Annotated in this window: 11 protein-coding genes and 1 tRNA gene; 5 read left to right on the top strand and 7 right to left on the bottom strand. The window is 70.6% G+C overall.

Annotated features, from left to right (window positions below):
* Nucleotides 1–134: 134 nt before the first annotated feature.
* The 3 genes from VGD32_RS05715 to VGD32_RS05705 all read left to right on the top strand — a co-directional run bounded on the left by VGD32_RS05715 (nt 135) and on the right by VGD32_RS05705 (nt 4,338).
* Nucleotides 135–758, top strand: a complete 624-nt coding sequence (locus VGD32_RS05715) for a DUF2497 domain-containing protein (RefSeq protein ID WP_331030940.1) — start codon at nt 135–137, stop codon at nt 756–758.
* Nucleotides 759–847: 89 nt separating this feature from the next.
* The gene (locus VGD32_RS05710) at nt 848–3,580 is read left to right on the top strand and encodes a valine--tRNA ligase (RefSeq protein WP_331030939.1); all 2,733 of its coding nucleotides are present in this window, start codon (nt 848–850) and stop codon (nt 3,578–3,580) included.
* Entirely contained in the window at nt 3,577–4,338 is a 762-nt protein-coding gene (locus tag VGD32_RS05705) for a TlyA family RNA methyltransferase (RefSeq protein WP_331030938.1), read from the top strand. Before VGD32_RS05710 ends, VGD32_RS05705 begins: the two co-directional genes overlap by 4 nt.
* Before the next feature lie 106 nt (nt 4,339–4,444).
* On the opposite strand, the gene VGD32_RS05700 is transcribed toward VGD32_RS05705, so the two are convergent.
* A complete protein-coding gene (locus VGD32_RS05700; protein WP_331030937.1) occupies nt 4,445–5,101 on the bottom strand; it encodes a glycine zipper 2TM domain-containing protein in 657 nt (218 codons plus the stop codon).
* Between the two features lie 160 nt (nt 5,102–5,261).
* Between VGD32_RS05700 and VGD32_RS05695 the strand changes: the two genes are divergently transcribed.
* Nucleotides 5,262–6,506 (top strand): class I SAM-dependent RNA methyltransferase, encoded by a 1,245-nt coding sequence (locus VGD32_RS05695; RefSeq protein ID WP_331030936.1) that lies wholly within the window; start codon nt 5,262–5,264, stop codon nt 6,504–6,506.
* On the opposite strand, the gene VGD32_RS05690 is transcribed toward VGD32_RS05695, so the two are convergent.
* The 4 genes from VGD32_RS05690 to VGD32_RS05675 form a co-directional block, all read right to left on the bottom strand.
* Entirely contained in the window at nt 6,503–7,333 is an 831-nt protein-coding gene (locus VGD32_RS05690; protein ID WP_331030935.1) for an alpha/beta hydrolase, read from the bottom strand. The two genes, VGD32_RS05695 and VGD32_RS05690, sit on opposite strands and share 4 nt — an antisense overlap.
* 78 nt (nt 7,334–7,411) lie before the next feature.
* Nucleotides 7,412–8,488 (bottom strand): PA0069 family radical SAM protein, encoded by a 1,077-nt coding sequence (locus tag VGD32_RS05685; RefSeq protein ID WP_331030934.1) that lies wholly within the window; start codon nt 8,486–8,488, stop codon nt 7,412–7,414.
* Between the two features lie 183 nt (nt 8,489–8,671).
* A tRNA-Leu gene (locus tag VGD32_RS05680) sits at nt 8,672–8,756 on the bottom strand.
* A 96-nt stretch (nt 8,757–8,852) separates the two neighbouring features.
* Complete coding sequence (locus tag VGD32_RS05675) at nt 8,853–10,547, bottom strand: amino acid permease (RefSeq protein ID WP_331030933.1); 1,695 nt, start codon at nt 10,545–10,547, stop codon at nt 8,853–8,855.
* 155 nt (nt 10,548–10,702) lie between these two features.
* On the opposite strand from VGD32_RS05675, the gene hrpB reads away from it, so the two are divergent.
* Nucleotides 10,703–13,126, top strand: a complete 2,424-nt coding sequence (gene hrpB / locus VGD32_RS05670) for an ATP-dependent helicase HrpB (RefSeq protein WP_331030932.1) — start codon at nt 10,703–10,705, stop codon at nt 13,124–13,126.
* Between the two features lie 4 nt (nt 13,127–13,130).
* Here the strand turns inward: hrpB and VGD32_RS05665 are convergent, their stop codons facing one another.
* Both VGD32_RS05665 and VGD32_RS05660 read right to left on the bottom strand, forming a co-directional pair.
* Nucleotides 13,131–13,949 (bottom strand): M23 family metallopeptidase, encoded by an 819-nt coding sequence (locus VGD32_RS05665; protein ID WP_331030931.1) that lies wholly within the window; start codon nt 13,947–13,949, stop codon nt 13,131–13,133.
* On the bottom strand, nt 13,946–14,199 hold a 254-nt coding region (locus VGD32_RS05660), incomplete at its 5' end, for a hypothetical protein (protein ID WP_331030930.1). The genes VGD32_RS05660 and VGD32_RS05665, both read right to left, overlap by 4 nt.

The following is a 14,199-nucleotide window of genomic DNA, read 5'->3' as shown; positions in this document are numbered from 1 at the left end:
ACCTGGGACGCGAAAAACGCCCGTTGATTCCAGCGGGCTGAGATGCGACGACATCGGGCGGGGCAGGGGCCATGGTCCCGCGCCGCCCAACCATTCTGACTTTGCGTTCGCCGCGCGCGCCTCGGGGTTTCGACATGACCGACCAGACCGCCCAGGAACCGACGATGGAGGAAATCCTGGCGTCGATCCGCCGGATCATCTCCGAAGACGACGCGCCCGCCGAGACGGCCCCGGCCGCCGCCGCGCCCGCCGAAGACGAGCCCGAGGAGGCGGAGGTCTCGCCCGCGCTGATGGACGAGACGCCCTCGATGCAGGAAGCCGACGGGTCCGAAGAGGACGTGCTCGAGCTGACCGACACCTACGAGGCTCCGGCCGCCGAGAGCATCGGCGATCTCGACGTCTCGCCGGCCGAAACCGACGTGGATCCGTTCCCGGTCGAGGCGGTCAGCGAATCGGTGTTCGCGCCCGAGCCGGAGCATCCGTCGGACACCGCCAGCCACGCCGCCGCCACCGGCTACGACACCCTCGTCGGCGAGAGCGCCGCGGCCAGCGCCGCATCCGCCTTCGCCGGATTGGCCTCCTCGCTGAAGAAGTCCGAGCCCATGGAACCGACCACCCCCTCCGGCCCCACGCTTGATGAACTCGCCCGCTCCCTGCTGCGGCCGATGCTCAAGGAATGGCTCGACGCCAACCTGCCGGGCATCGTCGAGGCCCAGGTACGCAAGGAAGTCGAACGCATCGCCCGCAACGCCGGCTAGCTTCACCTGCGACCTGATCAAGGCTAGATCGTTCCGGGGCGGCTCCAGTCGGGGCCGCCCTTTCTCTTTTGTCTGAAGTCTCCCCTCCCATGCTCGACAAGACCTTCGACCCGAAAGCCGCCGAACCCCGCCTGTATGCGATGTGGGAGGAAAGCGGCGTGTTCGCGCCGAAGACGGACGGCGCAGCCGAGGCCTATTCGATCGTCATCCCGCCGCCGAACGTGACCGGCTCGCTGCACATCGGCCACGCGCTCAACAACACCCTGCAGGACATCCTCGCCCGTTATCACCGCATGCGCGGCAAGGCGGTGCTGTGGCTGCCCGGGACCGATCACGCCGGCATCGCCACCCAGATGGTGGTCGAGCGCCAGCTGGCCGCCGACGGCAACATGGGCCGGCGCGAGATGGGCCGCGACGCCTTTGTCGGCAAGGTCTGGGAGTGGAAGGCCGAGAGCGGGGGAACCATCGTCCAGCAGCTGCGCCGGCTGGGGGCCTCCTGCGACTGGAGTCGCGAGCGCTTCACCCTCGACGAGGGTCTCAACGCCGCCGTCCGCAAGGTCTTCGTCCAGCTGCACCGCGAGGGCCTGATCTATCGCGACAAGCGGCTGGTCAACTGGGACCCGCATTTCCAGACCGCCATCTCCGATCTCGAGGTCGAGCAGCGCGAGATGGACGGCTTCTACTGGCATTTCGCCTACCCGCTCGCCGATGGCGTCACCTACGAGCATCCGGTCGCGTACGACGGCGACGGCCAGCCGACCGGATACGAGACCCGGGATTTCATCGTCGTCGCCACCACCCGGCCCGAGACCATGCTGGGCGACACCGGCGTGGCCGTGCACCCGGACGACCCGCGCTACGCCGGTCTGGTCGGCAAGTCCGTCGTCCTGCCTGTCACTGGCCGCCGCATCCCCATCGTCGCCGATGACTACGCCGATCCGACCAAGGGATCGGGCGCGGTGAAGATCACGCCGGCTCACGACTTCAACGACTTCCAGGTCGGCAAGCGCGCCGGTCTGGCCGCCCTGAACGTCATGGACGCCTTCGGCCGCATCACCGCCGCGGATACGCCCGATGTGCCCGCCGACTACGAGGGCATGGACCGCTTCGCCGCCCGCAAGGCCATCGTCGCCCGGGCGGAAGAGGAGGGCTGGCTGAAGGAGATCGAGAAGACGCGCCACGTCATCCCTCACGGCGACCGCTCCGGCGTGGTCATCGAACCGTGGCTGACGGACCAGTGGTACGTCGACGCCCACACCCTGGCGCAGCCGGCCATCAAGGCGGTGGAGCAGGGCGATACGACCTTCGAGCCGAAGAGCTACGAGAAGATCTATTTCGAGTGGCTGCGAAACATCGAGCCGTGGTGCATCTCGCGCCAGCTGTGGTGGGGCCACCGCATCCCGGCGTGGTACGGGCCGGACGGGACCATCTTCGTCGAGGAGAGCGAGGACGAGGCGCGCGCCGCCGCCCGCCATCACTACGGCGCCGAGACCCCGCTGAACCAGGACGAAGACGTTCTCGACACCTGGTTCTCCTCCGCCCTGTGGCCGTTCTCGACCATGGGCTGGCCGGAGAAGACGGAGGATCTCGAGCGCTTTTATCCGACCTCCGACCTCGTGACGGCCGCTGACATCATTTTCTTCTGGGTCGCCCGGATGATGATGATGGGTCTTCACTTCATGGATGAAGTGCCGTTCCGGCGCGTGATCATCAACGGCCTGGTCCGCGATGAGAAGGGCCAGAAGATGAGCAAGTCGAAGGGGAACGTCATCGATCCCCTGACCATCATCGACGAACTCGGGGCCGATCCGCTGCGCTTCACCATGGCCATCCTGTCGGGCACACGTGACATTAAGCTGTCGCGCCAACGCATTGAAGGCTATCGTAACTTTGGCACCAAACTGTGGAACGCCGCGCGCTTCTCGCAGATGAACGAGGCCCGTCGCGTCGAGGGTTTTGACCCGGCCGCCGTCGACCAGACCATCAACCGCTGGATTCGCGGCGAGCTGACGAAGGCCGAACGGCAGGTCTCCGCCGCCATTGAGGGCGGCCGCTTCGACGACGCCGCTTCGGCGCTCTACCGCTTCGTCTGGAACGTCTTCTGCGACTGGTATCTGGAACTGGCCAAGCCGGTCTTCACCGGCACGGACGAGGCGGCGAAGGCGGAAACCCGGGCCATGACCGCCTGGACGCTCGACCAGACGCTGAAACTCATGCACCCGGTCATGCCCTTCATCACCGAGGAGTTGTGGGACAAGCTGTCGGACCAGGGCGCGCCGCGCCTTGAGGCGGCCCTGATCGGCGCTGCCTGGCCCGACCTGCCGGACGCCTTCATCGATCCGGCGGCCGAGGCCGAGATCGGCTGGCTGGTGGACCTCGTCACCGAGATCCGGGCCCTGCGCGCGGAGATGAACGTGCCGCCTTCGGCCAAGCCGCCGCTGGCCTTCATCGGGCCGGACAGCGCGACGGCGCAGCGGATCGCCCGCCACCGTGACCTGCTCCTGACTCTCGGCCGGGTATCTGAAACCGCCATCGCCGAGACCGCCCCGGCGGGCGCCGTGACCTTCGTCTCCGGCGGCGCCACCGCGGCCCTGTCGCTGGCCGGGATCATCGATCTCGCCGCTGAGCGGGCGCGGCTCGAGAAGGAGATCGCCGCCTTCGACAGCGACATCGCCCACGTCGGCAAAAAGCTCGGCAACCCCAACTTCGTCGCTCGCGCCGCGCCCGAGGTGGTCGAGGAGCAGCGCGGGAAGCTGGCCGAGGCCGAGGCCGGCAAGGCCAGGCTGCAGGCCGCCCTGGCCCGTCTGGACACGGTGGGGTGACCAGGAGCCGGCTCGACCAGCTGCTGGTCGCGCGCGGCTTGGCCGAAAGCCGGGCGAAGGCGAAGGCGGCGATCGAGGCGGGGGGAGTCACGGTCGACGGCGCGCCCGCGAAATCGGCCTCCCAATCGGTGAGCGAGGACGCCGTCCTCGCCTACGCCGAAGCCCACCGCTGGGTGGGGCGCGGGGCCCTGAAACTGGACTACGCCCTGTCGTTGTGGCCGGTCCCCGTCGACGGCCGCGTCGTGCTCGACGTCGGCGCCTCGACCGGCGGCTTTACCGAGGTCTGCCTTGATCGCGGCGCGGCCCGCGTCCATGCCGTCGACGTCGGTTCCGGCCAGCTGCACCCGCGGGTCGCCGCCGATCCGCGGGTGATCAACCTCGAACGCACCGACGCCCGCGACCTGACGGCGGCGCTGATCCCCGAACCGCCGCAACTGATCGTCTGTGACGCCAGCTTCATCGGCCTCGCCAAGGTGCTGCCCGCCGCCTTGGCCTTGGCCGCGCCGGACGCCGATCTGGTCACGCTCGTGAAGCCGCAGTTCGAGATGGACAGCCGGTCCGATATCGGGCGAGGGGGCGTGGTGAAGGACCAGGCCGCCCGTCAGGCTGCGCTCGACCGGGTTTCCGTCTGGCTGGAAGGGCAGGGGTGGGCCGTCGAGGCGACCACGGAAAGCCCGGTCACCGGCGGCGACGGCAACGTGGAATTTCTGCTCTGGGCAAGGCGCTCAGGCAATGGGCCGCCGCGCGGCGAGCGATAGCGCTCGCTGCAGACAGGAAAAACCCCCGGTGGATTGCTCCACCGGGGGTCTCCGTCACGCCGCCGATCGACAGGGGGGCTGAAAAATAATCAGCGGCGCGATCCGGTCAGTAGCGGTCCGGGCAGGACTGCTCGTATCGGGTGATCAGGCGGCCGTCGCGGGTCCGGGTCGTCGACTCGACGGTGCGGCAGCCGTACCGGTCCGCGCCGTAGCCCGACTGGTAGCCGCTGCTGTAGCGGCGGTCGTAGTCGTAGTCCGAGCGGCCGTAGTCGTCGTAGCGGCTGTCGCCGTAGTACCGGTCGTCGTAGCGGTCATAGGACTGGTAGCCGTACCGGTTGTCCTCGTAGCGATAGTCCGATTGGCCGTAATAACGGTCGCAATCGCGGCCCGAGCTGCTGCCGACGCCGGCGCCGACCATGGCCCCGAGCACGCCGCCCAGCACGCTGCCTTCGGTGCGGCGGCCGCGGGCGGCCATCTGCGAACCGGCCACGGCGCCGACGGTGGCGCCGATCACGGCGCCGGCCGCGCCCCGGTCGCTGCGGCTGGTGCAGTAGTCGTCCCGGCGATCGTAGCCGTAGCGGTCCGAACCGTAGCGGTCCTGATAGCCGTAGCGGTCGTCATAGCCGTAGGGCTGGCCGTAGGAGGCGGAGCCGTAGGCCTGCGCGCCCTGGTAGGTGTAGGCCTGGGCCGAAGCCGAGGCGGGGGCCGCCAGCATGCCGGCGGCGGCGACGGCGGCGGTGGTGGCGGTCAGACGGGCGAACATCGGATCGATCCTGGCTTCGGTTGCGGTGGGCGGAGGCCGAACGAACGGCGCCCCGGTCTGTTGCATTCATCGTTAAGGCCGCGAAGCTGAACGGCCATTGAGCGCGCCGTTCATCTTCGTTCATGTTTGCCGGGGCGCGCGGAACCTCTAGAAGCGCCCGATGACGGAAACGCTGACCATCGCGCGCGTGGGCGGGCAGGGCGACGGGATCGCCGAAACCCCCGCCGGCCCGGTGTTCGCACCCCTGACCCTGCCGGGCGAGACCGTGCGGGCCGTGGTGCGCGACGGCCGCGCAGAAGCCGTCGAGATCGTGGTCGCCAGTCCCGAGCGGGTCGTCCCGGTCTCGCCCCACTATGGCGATTGCGGCGGCTGCTCGCTGCAGCACTGGGCCGCCGGCCCCTATCTGGAATGGAAGCGGGAGCAGGTCCGGCTGGCCCTGGCCCGCGAGCGGATCGAGGCTGAGGTCGAACCCACTGTCGCGGTTCCGCCGGGCACGCGCCGCCGCCTCGCCCTGCACGCGCGGCGCGGCGAGGACGGCCGCGTCCTGCTCGGTTTCAAGGCGCGCAAGAGCTGGCGGCTGGTGGAAGTCCGGGTCTGCCCCGTGGCCGATCCTCGCCTCGTCGCGGCCCTTCCGGCGTTGTCGCGGGTGGCCGAGGCCTTTCTCGAACATCCCAAATCCGCCCCGACCCTGCATGTGACCTGGACCCTGACCGGGCTGGACGTCGACGTCACCGGCGTCGAGCGCCGTAGCGGCGGCCTGTCCCGCGACGCACAGATGCGGGCCATCGAGGCCGCGACGGCCGCCGATCTCGCCCGCCTGAGCCTCGCCGGCGAGACGCTGGTGATGTCGCGCCAGCCGGTCGTCACCTTCGGGGCCGCGACCGTGCCCCTGCCGCCGGGCGGCTTCCTCCAGGCCGTGCCCGAGGCCGAGGCGGCGATGGTCTCACGGACGGTCGGGGCGGTGCGCGGCGCGAGGAAGATCGCCGACCTGTTCTGCGGCGCGGGAACCTTCACCTTCCCGCTGGCGACCCTTGCGCCGGTGCTGGCGGCGGACGCCTCGGCCGCCGGCATCGCCGCGCTGAGGGCGGGCATGGGCACGGCGAAGGGGCTGAAGCCGATCACGGCCGAGGCGCGCGACTTGTTCCGCCGCCCGCTCGCCCCTTACGATCTGCGCGGCTGCGACGCCATCGTGCTCGATCCGCCGCGCGCCGGGGCGATGGAACAGACGCTGCAGGTGGCCCAGACCAGGGCCGGCACCGTCGTCTACGTCTCCTGCAACCCGGTCACCTTCGCCCGCGACGCGCGGGGGCTGATCGACGCCGGCTTCCGGCTGGAGCGGGTCACGCCCGTCGACCAGTTCCTGTGGTCGGCCCACGTCGAACTGGTCGGCGTGTTCCGGCGCTAGGGGGCGAGGGCGGCGGCGACGCGGCTCTCGAAATCCGGCTGGCGGCCGACGTCGTTGTGGCCCGCGTTCGGGAACACCAGCCGCTCGACCCTCAGGCCGCGCACTTCCAGCTCGTGCGCCAGCCTGCGGCTCAGCGACGGCGCCAGCGTCTCGTCCCGGCCCGCTTCGAGCACAAGGATCTGCCCGCCGAAGCCCTCCAGGGCCGCCGGAACGTCGATCGTGGCCAGCGCCGGCGCCATGTTCACCCGCACGAAGGGTCGCATCAGTCCTACCTGCTGGTCCACGGCGGCGCGTGCGCCCGGCGTGGTGGTTTCGAGCACGAGGATATCGGCCCGCGCCTTCACCGCCGCGTCGGCGCACACCACCCCGCCCAGGGAATGGCCCCAGGCGATCAGCGGCCGGCCCTCGGCGTCGGCCTGGGCGCGGGCGGTGGCGGCCATTACGGCGCCGGCGGCGCTGAAGTTGGCGAGCGTCGCCTCGCCGCCGGTGTCGCCATAGCCCGGATAGTCGAACATCAACACGTCGCCGAACGGCGCCAGCTTGGCGGCCGCGAAACCGCCCGCCGCGCCGCGCCGGAACAGATTGCCGCCGCAGAACAGGATCAGCGGCCGCGGCGCGGCCGAGGTCCGGATCCGCGTCGCTCCGATCGTTCCGCCGGCATAGGCCAGGGTCAGGGCTTCCGAGCCCTGCGGCGGCGGGTTCGGCGCCAGCACCATCTGCTCCTGCGCCAGCCGGCTCTCGGGCCAGAAGAAGGCATCCTCGGGCACCTCGACCTTCAGGCAGCCGGACAGGGCCGCCGCCGCCACGCCGGCCGTCAGTCTGAACATCCTTGACGCCATGGCCTCCCCTCCCCGGATCCGGGGGCATTACGACCTCCCGCCGGATGACTGTCCAGCCTCCGCGCCTCAGCTGGCCATATCGAACAGGTCCAGCTGTTTCTTCATCTCCGCCGGGACCCGGAATTGGCTCTCGTCCAGCGCATGCCTCGGCCCGTCCAGCCCGTAGCGTTTCACCGCCGCCTTGAACCGCGCCGCGATCAGCTCGGCGACGGGTCCGGTCCCCTTCATCCGCTGGTTCCAGTCGGGATCGTAGTCGCGCCCGCCGCGGGTCTGCCGGATCAGCGACATCACCCGCGCCGCCCGCTCCGGCCGGGCGTCGGCCAGCCACTCGCGGAACAGATCCTTGATCTCCAGCGGCAGGCGCAGGGTCACGTACATGGCCGAGGTCGCCCCCGCCTTCGCCGCCGCCTCCAGCACGCCTTCCAGTTCGTGATCGTTGAGCCCGGGAATGACCGGCGCGAAGCCGACGCCGACGGGGCAGCCCGCCTCGGCCAGCCGGCTGATCGCCTCCAGCCGCTTCGCCGGCGTCGAGGCGCGTGGCTCCATGGCCCGGGCCAGGCCGCGGTCGAGGGTGGTGATCGAGACGAAGGCCGAGGCCAGTCCCTCGCGCCCCATGGCCCCGAGGATGTCCGCGTCCCGCGCGATCAGCACCGACTTGGTGATGATGCTGAACGGGTGCCGGAACCGCTGCATCACCTCGAGGATCGACCGCGTCGATCCCAGGTCGCGCTCGACCGGCTGATAGGGATCGGTGTTGCCGCCTATGTGGATGCGCTTGCAGGCGTAGCGGGGCCTGCAGAGCTCCTGCTCCAGCAAACGCGCTCCCTCGGGCTTGAAGAAGATCCGGCTCTCGAAATCCAGGCCCGGGGATAGGCCCATGAAGGCATGGGACGGACGGGCGTAGCAGTAGATGCAGCCATGTTCACAGCCCTTGTAGGGGTTGATTGACCGGTCGAAACCGATATCCGGACTGGTGTTCCGCGCGATGATCGTCCGGGCGTGCTCGGGCGTCAGGGTGGTGCGCAGGGGCGCCGCCTCGACATCGTCGCTGGTCCAGCCATCGTCGAAGGCCTCGACGGTCTCCGGTTCGAACCGCCCGGTCGCATTCGACCGCGCCCCCCGACCCTTCGCTGCTTCAGCCATGAATGGACGATAGCAGCGAAACGGAACAAAGCAAGAACATAGTAGGTATGGCCAGGACGCTGTTGCGATAGACGATCCTGTCGGACAGCCCTGCTTCGCCAGGGCTTCGCAGGGCATCCTGCTTCGCGCCCCTTGACGCCCCGCTGGACAAGTCCTGCGAAGCGCCACGGGCGCGAAGCAGGATGGTGCGGATGAGAGGACTCGAACCTCCACGCCTTGCGGCGCTGGAACCTAAATCCAGTGCGTCTACCAGTTCCGCCACATCCGCCAGGTCCTGCCCACAGCCTCTAGGGGAGCCCGCCGAAAAGCGAAAGGCTCGGGATCGCTCCCGGGCCTTTGCCGTATTGCCGATCTGATCCGGAGATCAGTCCTCCTTGACGTTGTCGACGTTGCCGCCGAGCGCCTGGTCCGGAGTCGACAGCTTCGGATCGTCCGTGATGTCGATGCCCTTGGCCAGCTTCGAGTGCCAGAAGCCGTAGAGGGCGTAGACCACCGCGCCGATCAGGGCGTAGCCACCCAGCAGCTGCAGCGTCAGCGGGTCGGGAACGACGCCGTTGGCCAGCTGCTCCGGGGTCGGGAAGGCCTGCTCGATCATCGGCGAGAAATTCTGCCAGGCGAGGAACAGACAGGCGGCGATGCCGAGCAGGGCGGTGATGATGCCGCCGGGCACCCGGAAGGGCCGCTCCAGCTCCGGATGCTTGATCCGCAGGTAGATCACCGACAGGCAGACGATCGAGAAGGCCAGCGCCGTACCGAAGGACACCAGCTGACCCAGCAGGCTGATGGGCAGGAAGGCGGCCGCGACCGCGATCACCGCGCCCAGCAGGATGGTGCCGAGCCAGGGCGTGCGGAACTTCGGATGGATGTTGGCGAACACCTTCGGCAGCAGGCCGTCGCGGGCCATGGTGTAGAAGATGCGCGTCTGGCCGTAGCACAGCACCAGCATGACCGAGCTCAGGCCGGTGATGGCGCCGATCTTGATCATGAAGTTGATCAGGTTCAGCTCGCCGCCCACCGCGAACGGCACGGCGAAGTTCGCCCAGGCCAGGTCCATGCGGTCGATGGCGACGGCCACCGGCGCGGGGCTGGACAGTTCGGCGAAGGGCACCACGCCGGTCATCACGGCCGCGACGGCCATGTAGATCAGGGTGCAGACGAACAGGGCGCCGAGGATGCCGATCGGCACGTCCTTCGACGGGTTCTTGGCCTCGGCCGCGGCGGTCGAGACCGCCTCGAAGCCGACGTAGGCGAAGAAGATGATCGCCGCGCCGCGGAACACGCCGCCCAGGCCGTAGCGGCCCGGCTCGTTCGGGTCCGCTTCAGGGATGAAGGGCACCCAGTTCTCCGGGTTCACATACGAGACGCCGACCCCGATGAAGGTCAGCAGCACGATCACCTTGATGACCACGATGATGTTGTTGACGTTGGCCGACTCGCTGACGCCCAGCACCAGCAGGGCGCAGACGGCGGCGATGCCGATGGCGGCGACGAGGTTGAACGTCCCGGTCATCTGCAGCGTCGTTCCGGTGTCGCCCCGCACCGCCTCGATCAGCGGCGTGGCCCACTGCGCGCCTTCCTGCCCGGCGTAGGTGATGGCCGGGAACAGATTGGCGGAGAAGGTGAAGTCCTTGGCGATCTCCAGCACATAGCCGGCCCAGCCGACCGCGACGGTCGAGGCGGCGATGCCGTATTCGAGCACCAGCAGCCAGCCCATGATCCAGGCGAAGACCTCGCCGAGCGTGCCGTAGGCGTAGGTGTAGGCCGAGCCGGACACCGGCATGGTCGAGGCCAGCTCGGCGTAGCAAAGGCCGGCGAGGCCGCAGGCGATGCCCGCGACCACGAAGCTGATCATGATGCCGGGGCCGGCGTAGTCGGCCGCGACCTGACCGGTCAGCACGAAGATGCCGGCGCCGATGATGGCGCCGATGCCCAGGCTCATCAGGTTGATGGGGCCGAGCGAGCGCTTCAGCTCGCTCTTGGCCGCCTCCTTCTGGATCTGGGCTACGGATTTCTTGAGGAACAGACGGTTCCCCCTGGGCCTGAGGCCTTCTGCGGACATAGAGTCTCGCCCCCTGAATACGGCGAGTCCTCCCCGGACCGCCTTCAATGGCGCGGACGCTAGCGGCGCTTGTCCCCGCTGGCAACGCGGTTTCCAATCGATGAACGGCCGACGATGCTTTCGTGACCGGGACCGTTGCGGGTAGACCGCAGCAGATGCTGCCCATCCACGCCGTCCTCGAACCGCTGAAAGCCGCCCTCGTCGCGGCCAATGCGGTCGTGCTCGCCGCCCCGCCCGGCGCGGGCAAGACCACCGTCGTGCCGCTGGCGCTGGCGGATCAGCCCTGGCTCGGCGGCGGCCGGGTGCTTGTGCTCGAACCCCGGCGGCTGGCGGCGCGCGCGGCGGCCGGGCGGATGGCGGCGACGCTCGGCGAGAGCCCCGGCGAGACGGTCGGCTACCGGACCCGCCTGGAAAGCCGGATCGGACCCCGGACGCGCATCGAGGTGATCACCGAGGGCGTCTTCACCCGGATGATTCTCGACGACCCAGGCCTCGAGGGCGTCGGCGCGGTGCTGTTCGACGAATTCCACGAACGCAGTCTCGACGCCGACCTCGGTCTCGCCCTGGCCCGCGAGACCCAGAGCCTGCTCCGCGACGACCTGCGCCTGCTGGTCATGTCGGCGACGCTGGACATCGCCGGCGTCTCAAGGCTGCTGCAGGACGCGCCGGTGATCGAGGCCGAGGGCCGGATGTTCCCGGTCGAGACCCGCTATCTCGGCCGCAACGCCGCCGAGCGGTTCGAGGACGCCATGGCGCGGGCGATCCTGCTGGCGCTGGGTGAGGAGACCGGTTCGGTGCTGGCCTTCCTGCCGGGGCAGGGGGAAATCCACCGCACGGCCCGGCGGCTCGACGAACGCCTGCGCGATCCCGCCGTCGACGTCGTGCCGCTGTACGGCGCGCTCGACAAGGCGGTGCAGGACCGGGCCATCGAACCGGCCGCGCCGGGGCGCCGCAAGGTCGTCCTGGCGACCTCGGTGGCCGAGACCAGCCTGACCATCGAGGGGGTGCGCGTGGTCATCGACGGCGGGCTGTCGCGCGTGCCCCGCTTCGAGCCGTCCAGCGGCCTGACAAGGCTGGCCACCGTCCGCGTCAGCCGCTCCTCGGCCGGGCAGCGCCGCGGCCGGGCCGGTCGCACCCAGCCCGGCGTCTGCTACCGGCTGTGGGACGAGGAACAGACCCGCGGGTTGGTCCCGCACCAGCGCCCGGAAATCCTCGAGGCGGACCTGACGGCCTTCGCCCTCGACCTCGCCCGCTGGGGCGCGCGGACAACAGAGGGTCTGGCCCTGCTGGATCAGCCGCCCGCCGGCGCCTTCGCCGAGGCCCGCAAGGTGCTGCAGCGGCTCGGTGCGCTGGACGACGCTGGAGGGCTGACGGACCATGGCGGCCGCCTGACCCGCATCCCCCTGCCGCCCCGCCTGGCGCATATGGTCGCCGCGGCGGGCGAGGCCGGCGACGCCATGCTGGGCGCGCGCATCGCCGCCGTCCTGTCCGAGCCGGGGCTGGGCGGGACCGATGCCGACCTGCGCGAGCGCCTGCGCGGCCTGGAACGCGATCGCTCCCAGCGCGCCCGCGACGCCCTCAAACTGGCCGATCGCTGGGCCCGCGCCGCCGGGGGCGGGCAGGGGGGCGAGGCTGACTCCGGCGCCCTGCTGGCCGAGGCCTACCCCGAGCGGGTGGCGAAGGCGCGCGGGAAACCGGGCGAGTTTCTGCTGGCGTCGGGGCGCGGGGCTTTCGTCGATCCGACCGATCCGCTGGCGCGCGAGCCCTGGCTGGCCGTGGCCGAGCTCGGCGGCGGAGACGCCCGCGACCGCATCCGCCTCGCCGCGCCCCTCGATCCCTCCGCGCTGGAGCACCGGCTCGAGGTCGAAGACCGGCTGGCGCGCGAGCCCTCCGGCCGCATGGTCCTGAAGCGAATCCGCCGCATCGGCGCGATCGCGGTCGACGAGAAGGTTGTCGGCGCGCCCGACCGGTCCCAGGTCGCCGCCGCCCTCAGGGCCGAGGTCGACCGTGACGGCCTGGGCAGCCTGCGTTGGGGCGAGCGCGCCTCGGCCCTGCGCGCCCGCCTCGCCTTCCTGCGGACGCTGGACGACGGCTGGCCCGATGTGTCGGACGAAGGCCTCTCGGCCGAGCGGGAGACCTGGCTGTGGCCGTTGCTTGAGGACGTCCAGGCGCTTGACGCCGTCACCGACGCCGCGCTCGAACAGGGTCTCCGCGCCCTGATCCCGTGGGACCGGCAGCGCGCCCTCGACGACCTGGCCCCCGCCCGGCTGGACACTCCCCTCGGCTCCGCCGCCATCGACTACGGCGCGGAGGGCGGTCCCCGCGTCGATATCCGGGTGCAGGAGCTGTTCGGAGTCACCGCCCATCCGGCCGTCGGCGGCGGCCGCGTCCCCCTGACCCTCGCCCTGCTGTCGCCCGCGCGCCGTCCGGTGCAGGTGACTAAGGATCTGCCCGGCTTCTGGTCCGGCAGCTGGGCCGCCGTCCGCGCCGAGATGCGCGGCCGCTACCCCCGGCACCCCTGGCCCGAGGACCCGACCAGGGCCGAACCCACCACCCGGGCCAAGCCGCGCGGGACCTAACCGCTCAGGCCGCCCCGTTCAGCAGCCGGCCGTAGCTGTCGACCAGGCTGGAGTAGGTCGGCACGAACATCACCGTCGCCCCGCCGCCGCTGGCCACCGCCGCCTTGATCTCGAAATGCAGGTGGATGGTGGTGGCGTTGCCGCCGAAGTCCGCCGACACCTTGCCGATATGCTGGCCGCGGGTGACGGTGCGCGAGGCCGCGTCCGGGAACAGGGCGTTCACCCCGGCCATGTCGAGATGCAGGTAACGGTAGATGCGCCCGGAGTCCCCCAGCAGCGTCACCGTATAGCTGCCGATCGAGGTGATCCGGCCGTTTTCGGCCGCCACCGCCCAATGCACCTTCTTCTCGCAGGTGGCCGGGCGGATATCCTGCCCCTGATGCCCCTTGCCCGCCGGGCACATGCCGTTGGTCCACGAGCGGGTCTCGCAGAAATTGTCGCGCCACGGATAGGCGTAGTTGCGGGCGTCGCACTGGCCCCCCGGTCCCGGCGCCGCAAAGCCGCCGTAGCCGTAGACCTGCGAATTGGCGTAGGCGGGCGCGGCCTCGATCGGGAAGCGCATTCCGGCCGCCCACAGGGTGGCGTCGGTCGCGCCCGAGCCCGATCCGGGATAGAGGCCGCCGCCCGGCTCGTGCGGCCAGGTGACGGGTTCGGGGGCGGGCGGGGTCTCCGGCTCGGCGGCCGGGGCCGGATCGGGATCGCCGGGCAGGGGCTCGGCGTCCGGGTTGGGATCGGCCGTCTCGGGGGCGCCCGTCTGCTGGCAGCCGCCCGGGGCGCAGGCTGTCAGCGTCAGCAGCAGCCCCGCCAGCGCCAGCCGCCTCACGACGCGCCTCCGCCGATCAGCCGCAGCCCGGCGGCGAAGGCGATGGCGTCGGCCTCGGCGCAGTCCGGCGCGCCCTCGCACAGGAAGCTGACGTTATAGGCCGCTCCGAAGCGGCTGAAGGTGACGTCGACGCCGTACTCCGTGCGCTCGGTCCTCAGGTCGGTCAGCCCGCTCGCGCCCGCTTGGGCCGCCGGGCGGGCGGCGGCGGCGGGAACCCGCGCCGCCGCGATGCGCGGGCCTTGCAGCGGCG

Origin of the sequence: Brevundimonas sp., assembly GCF_036402095.1 — a bacterium.
Lineage (GTDB): Bacteria > Pseudomonadota > Alphaproteobacteria > Caulobacterales > Caulobacteraceae > Brevundimonas.
The sequence above is the reverse complement of the archived record's forward strand: the minus strand, read 5'-3'. Positions and strand labels throughout refer to the sequence as shown.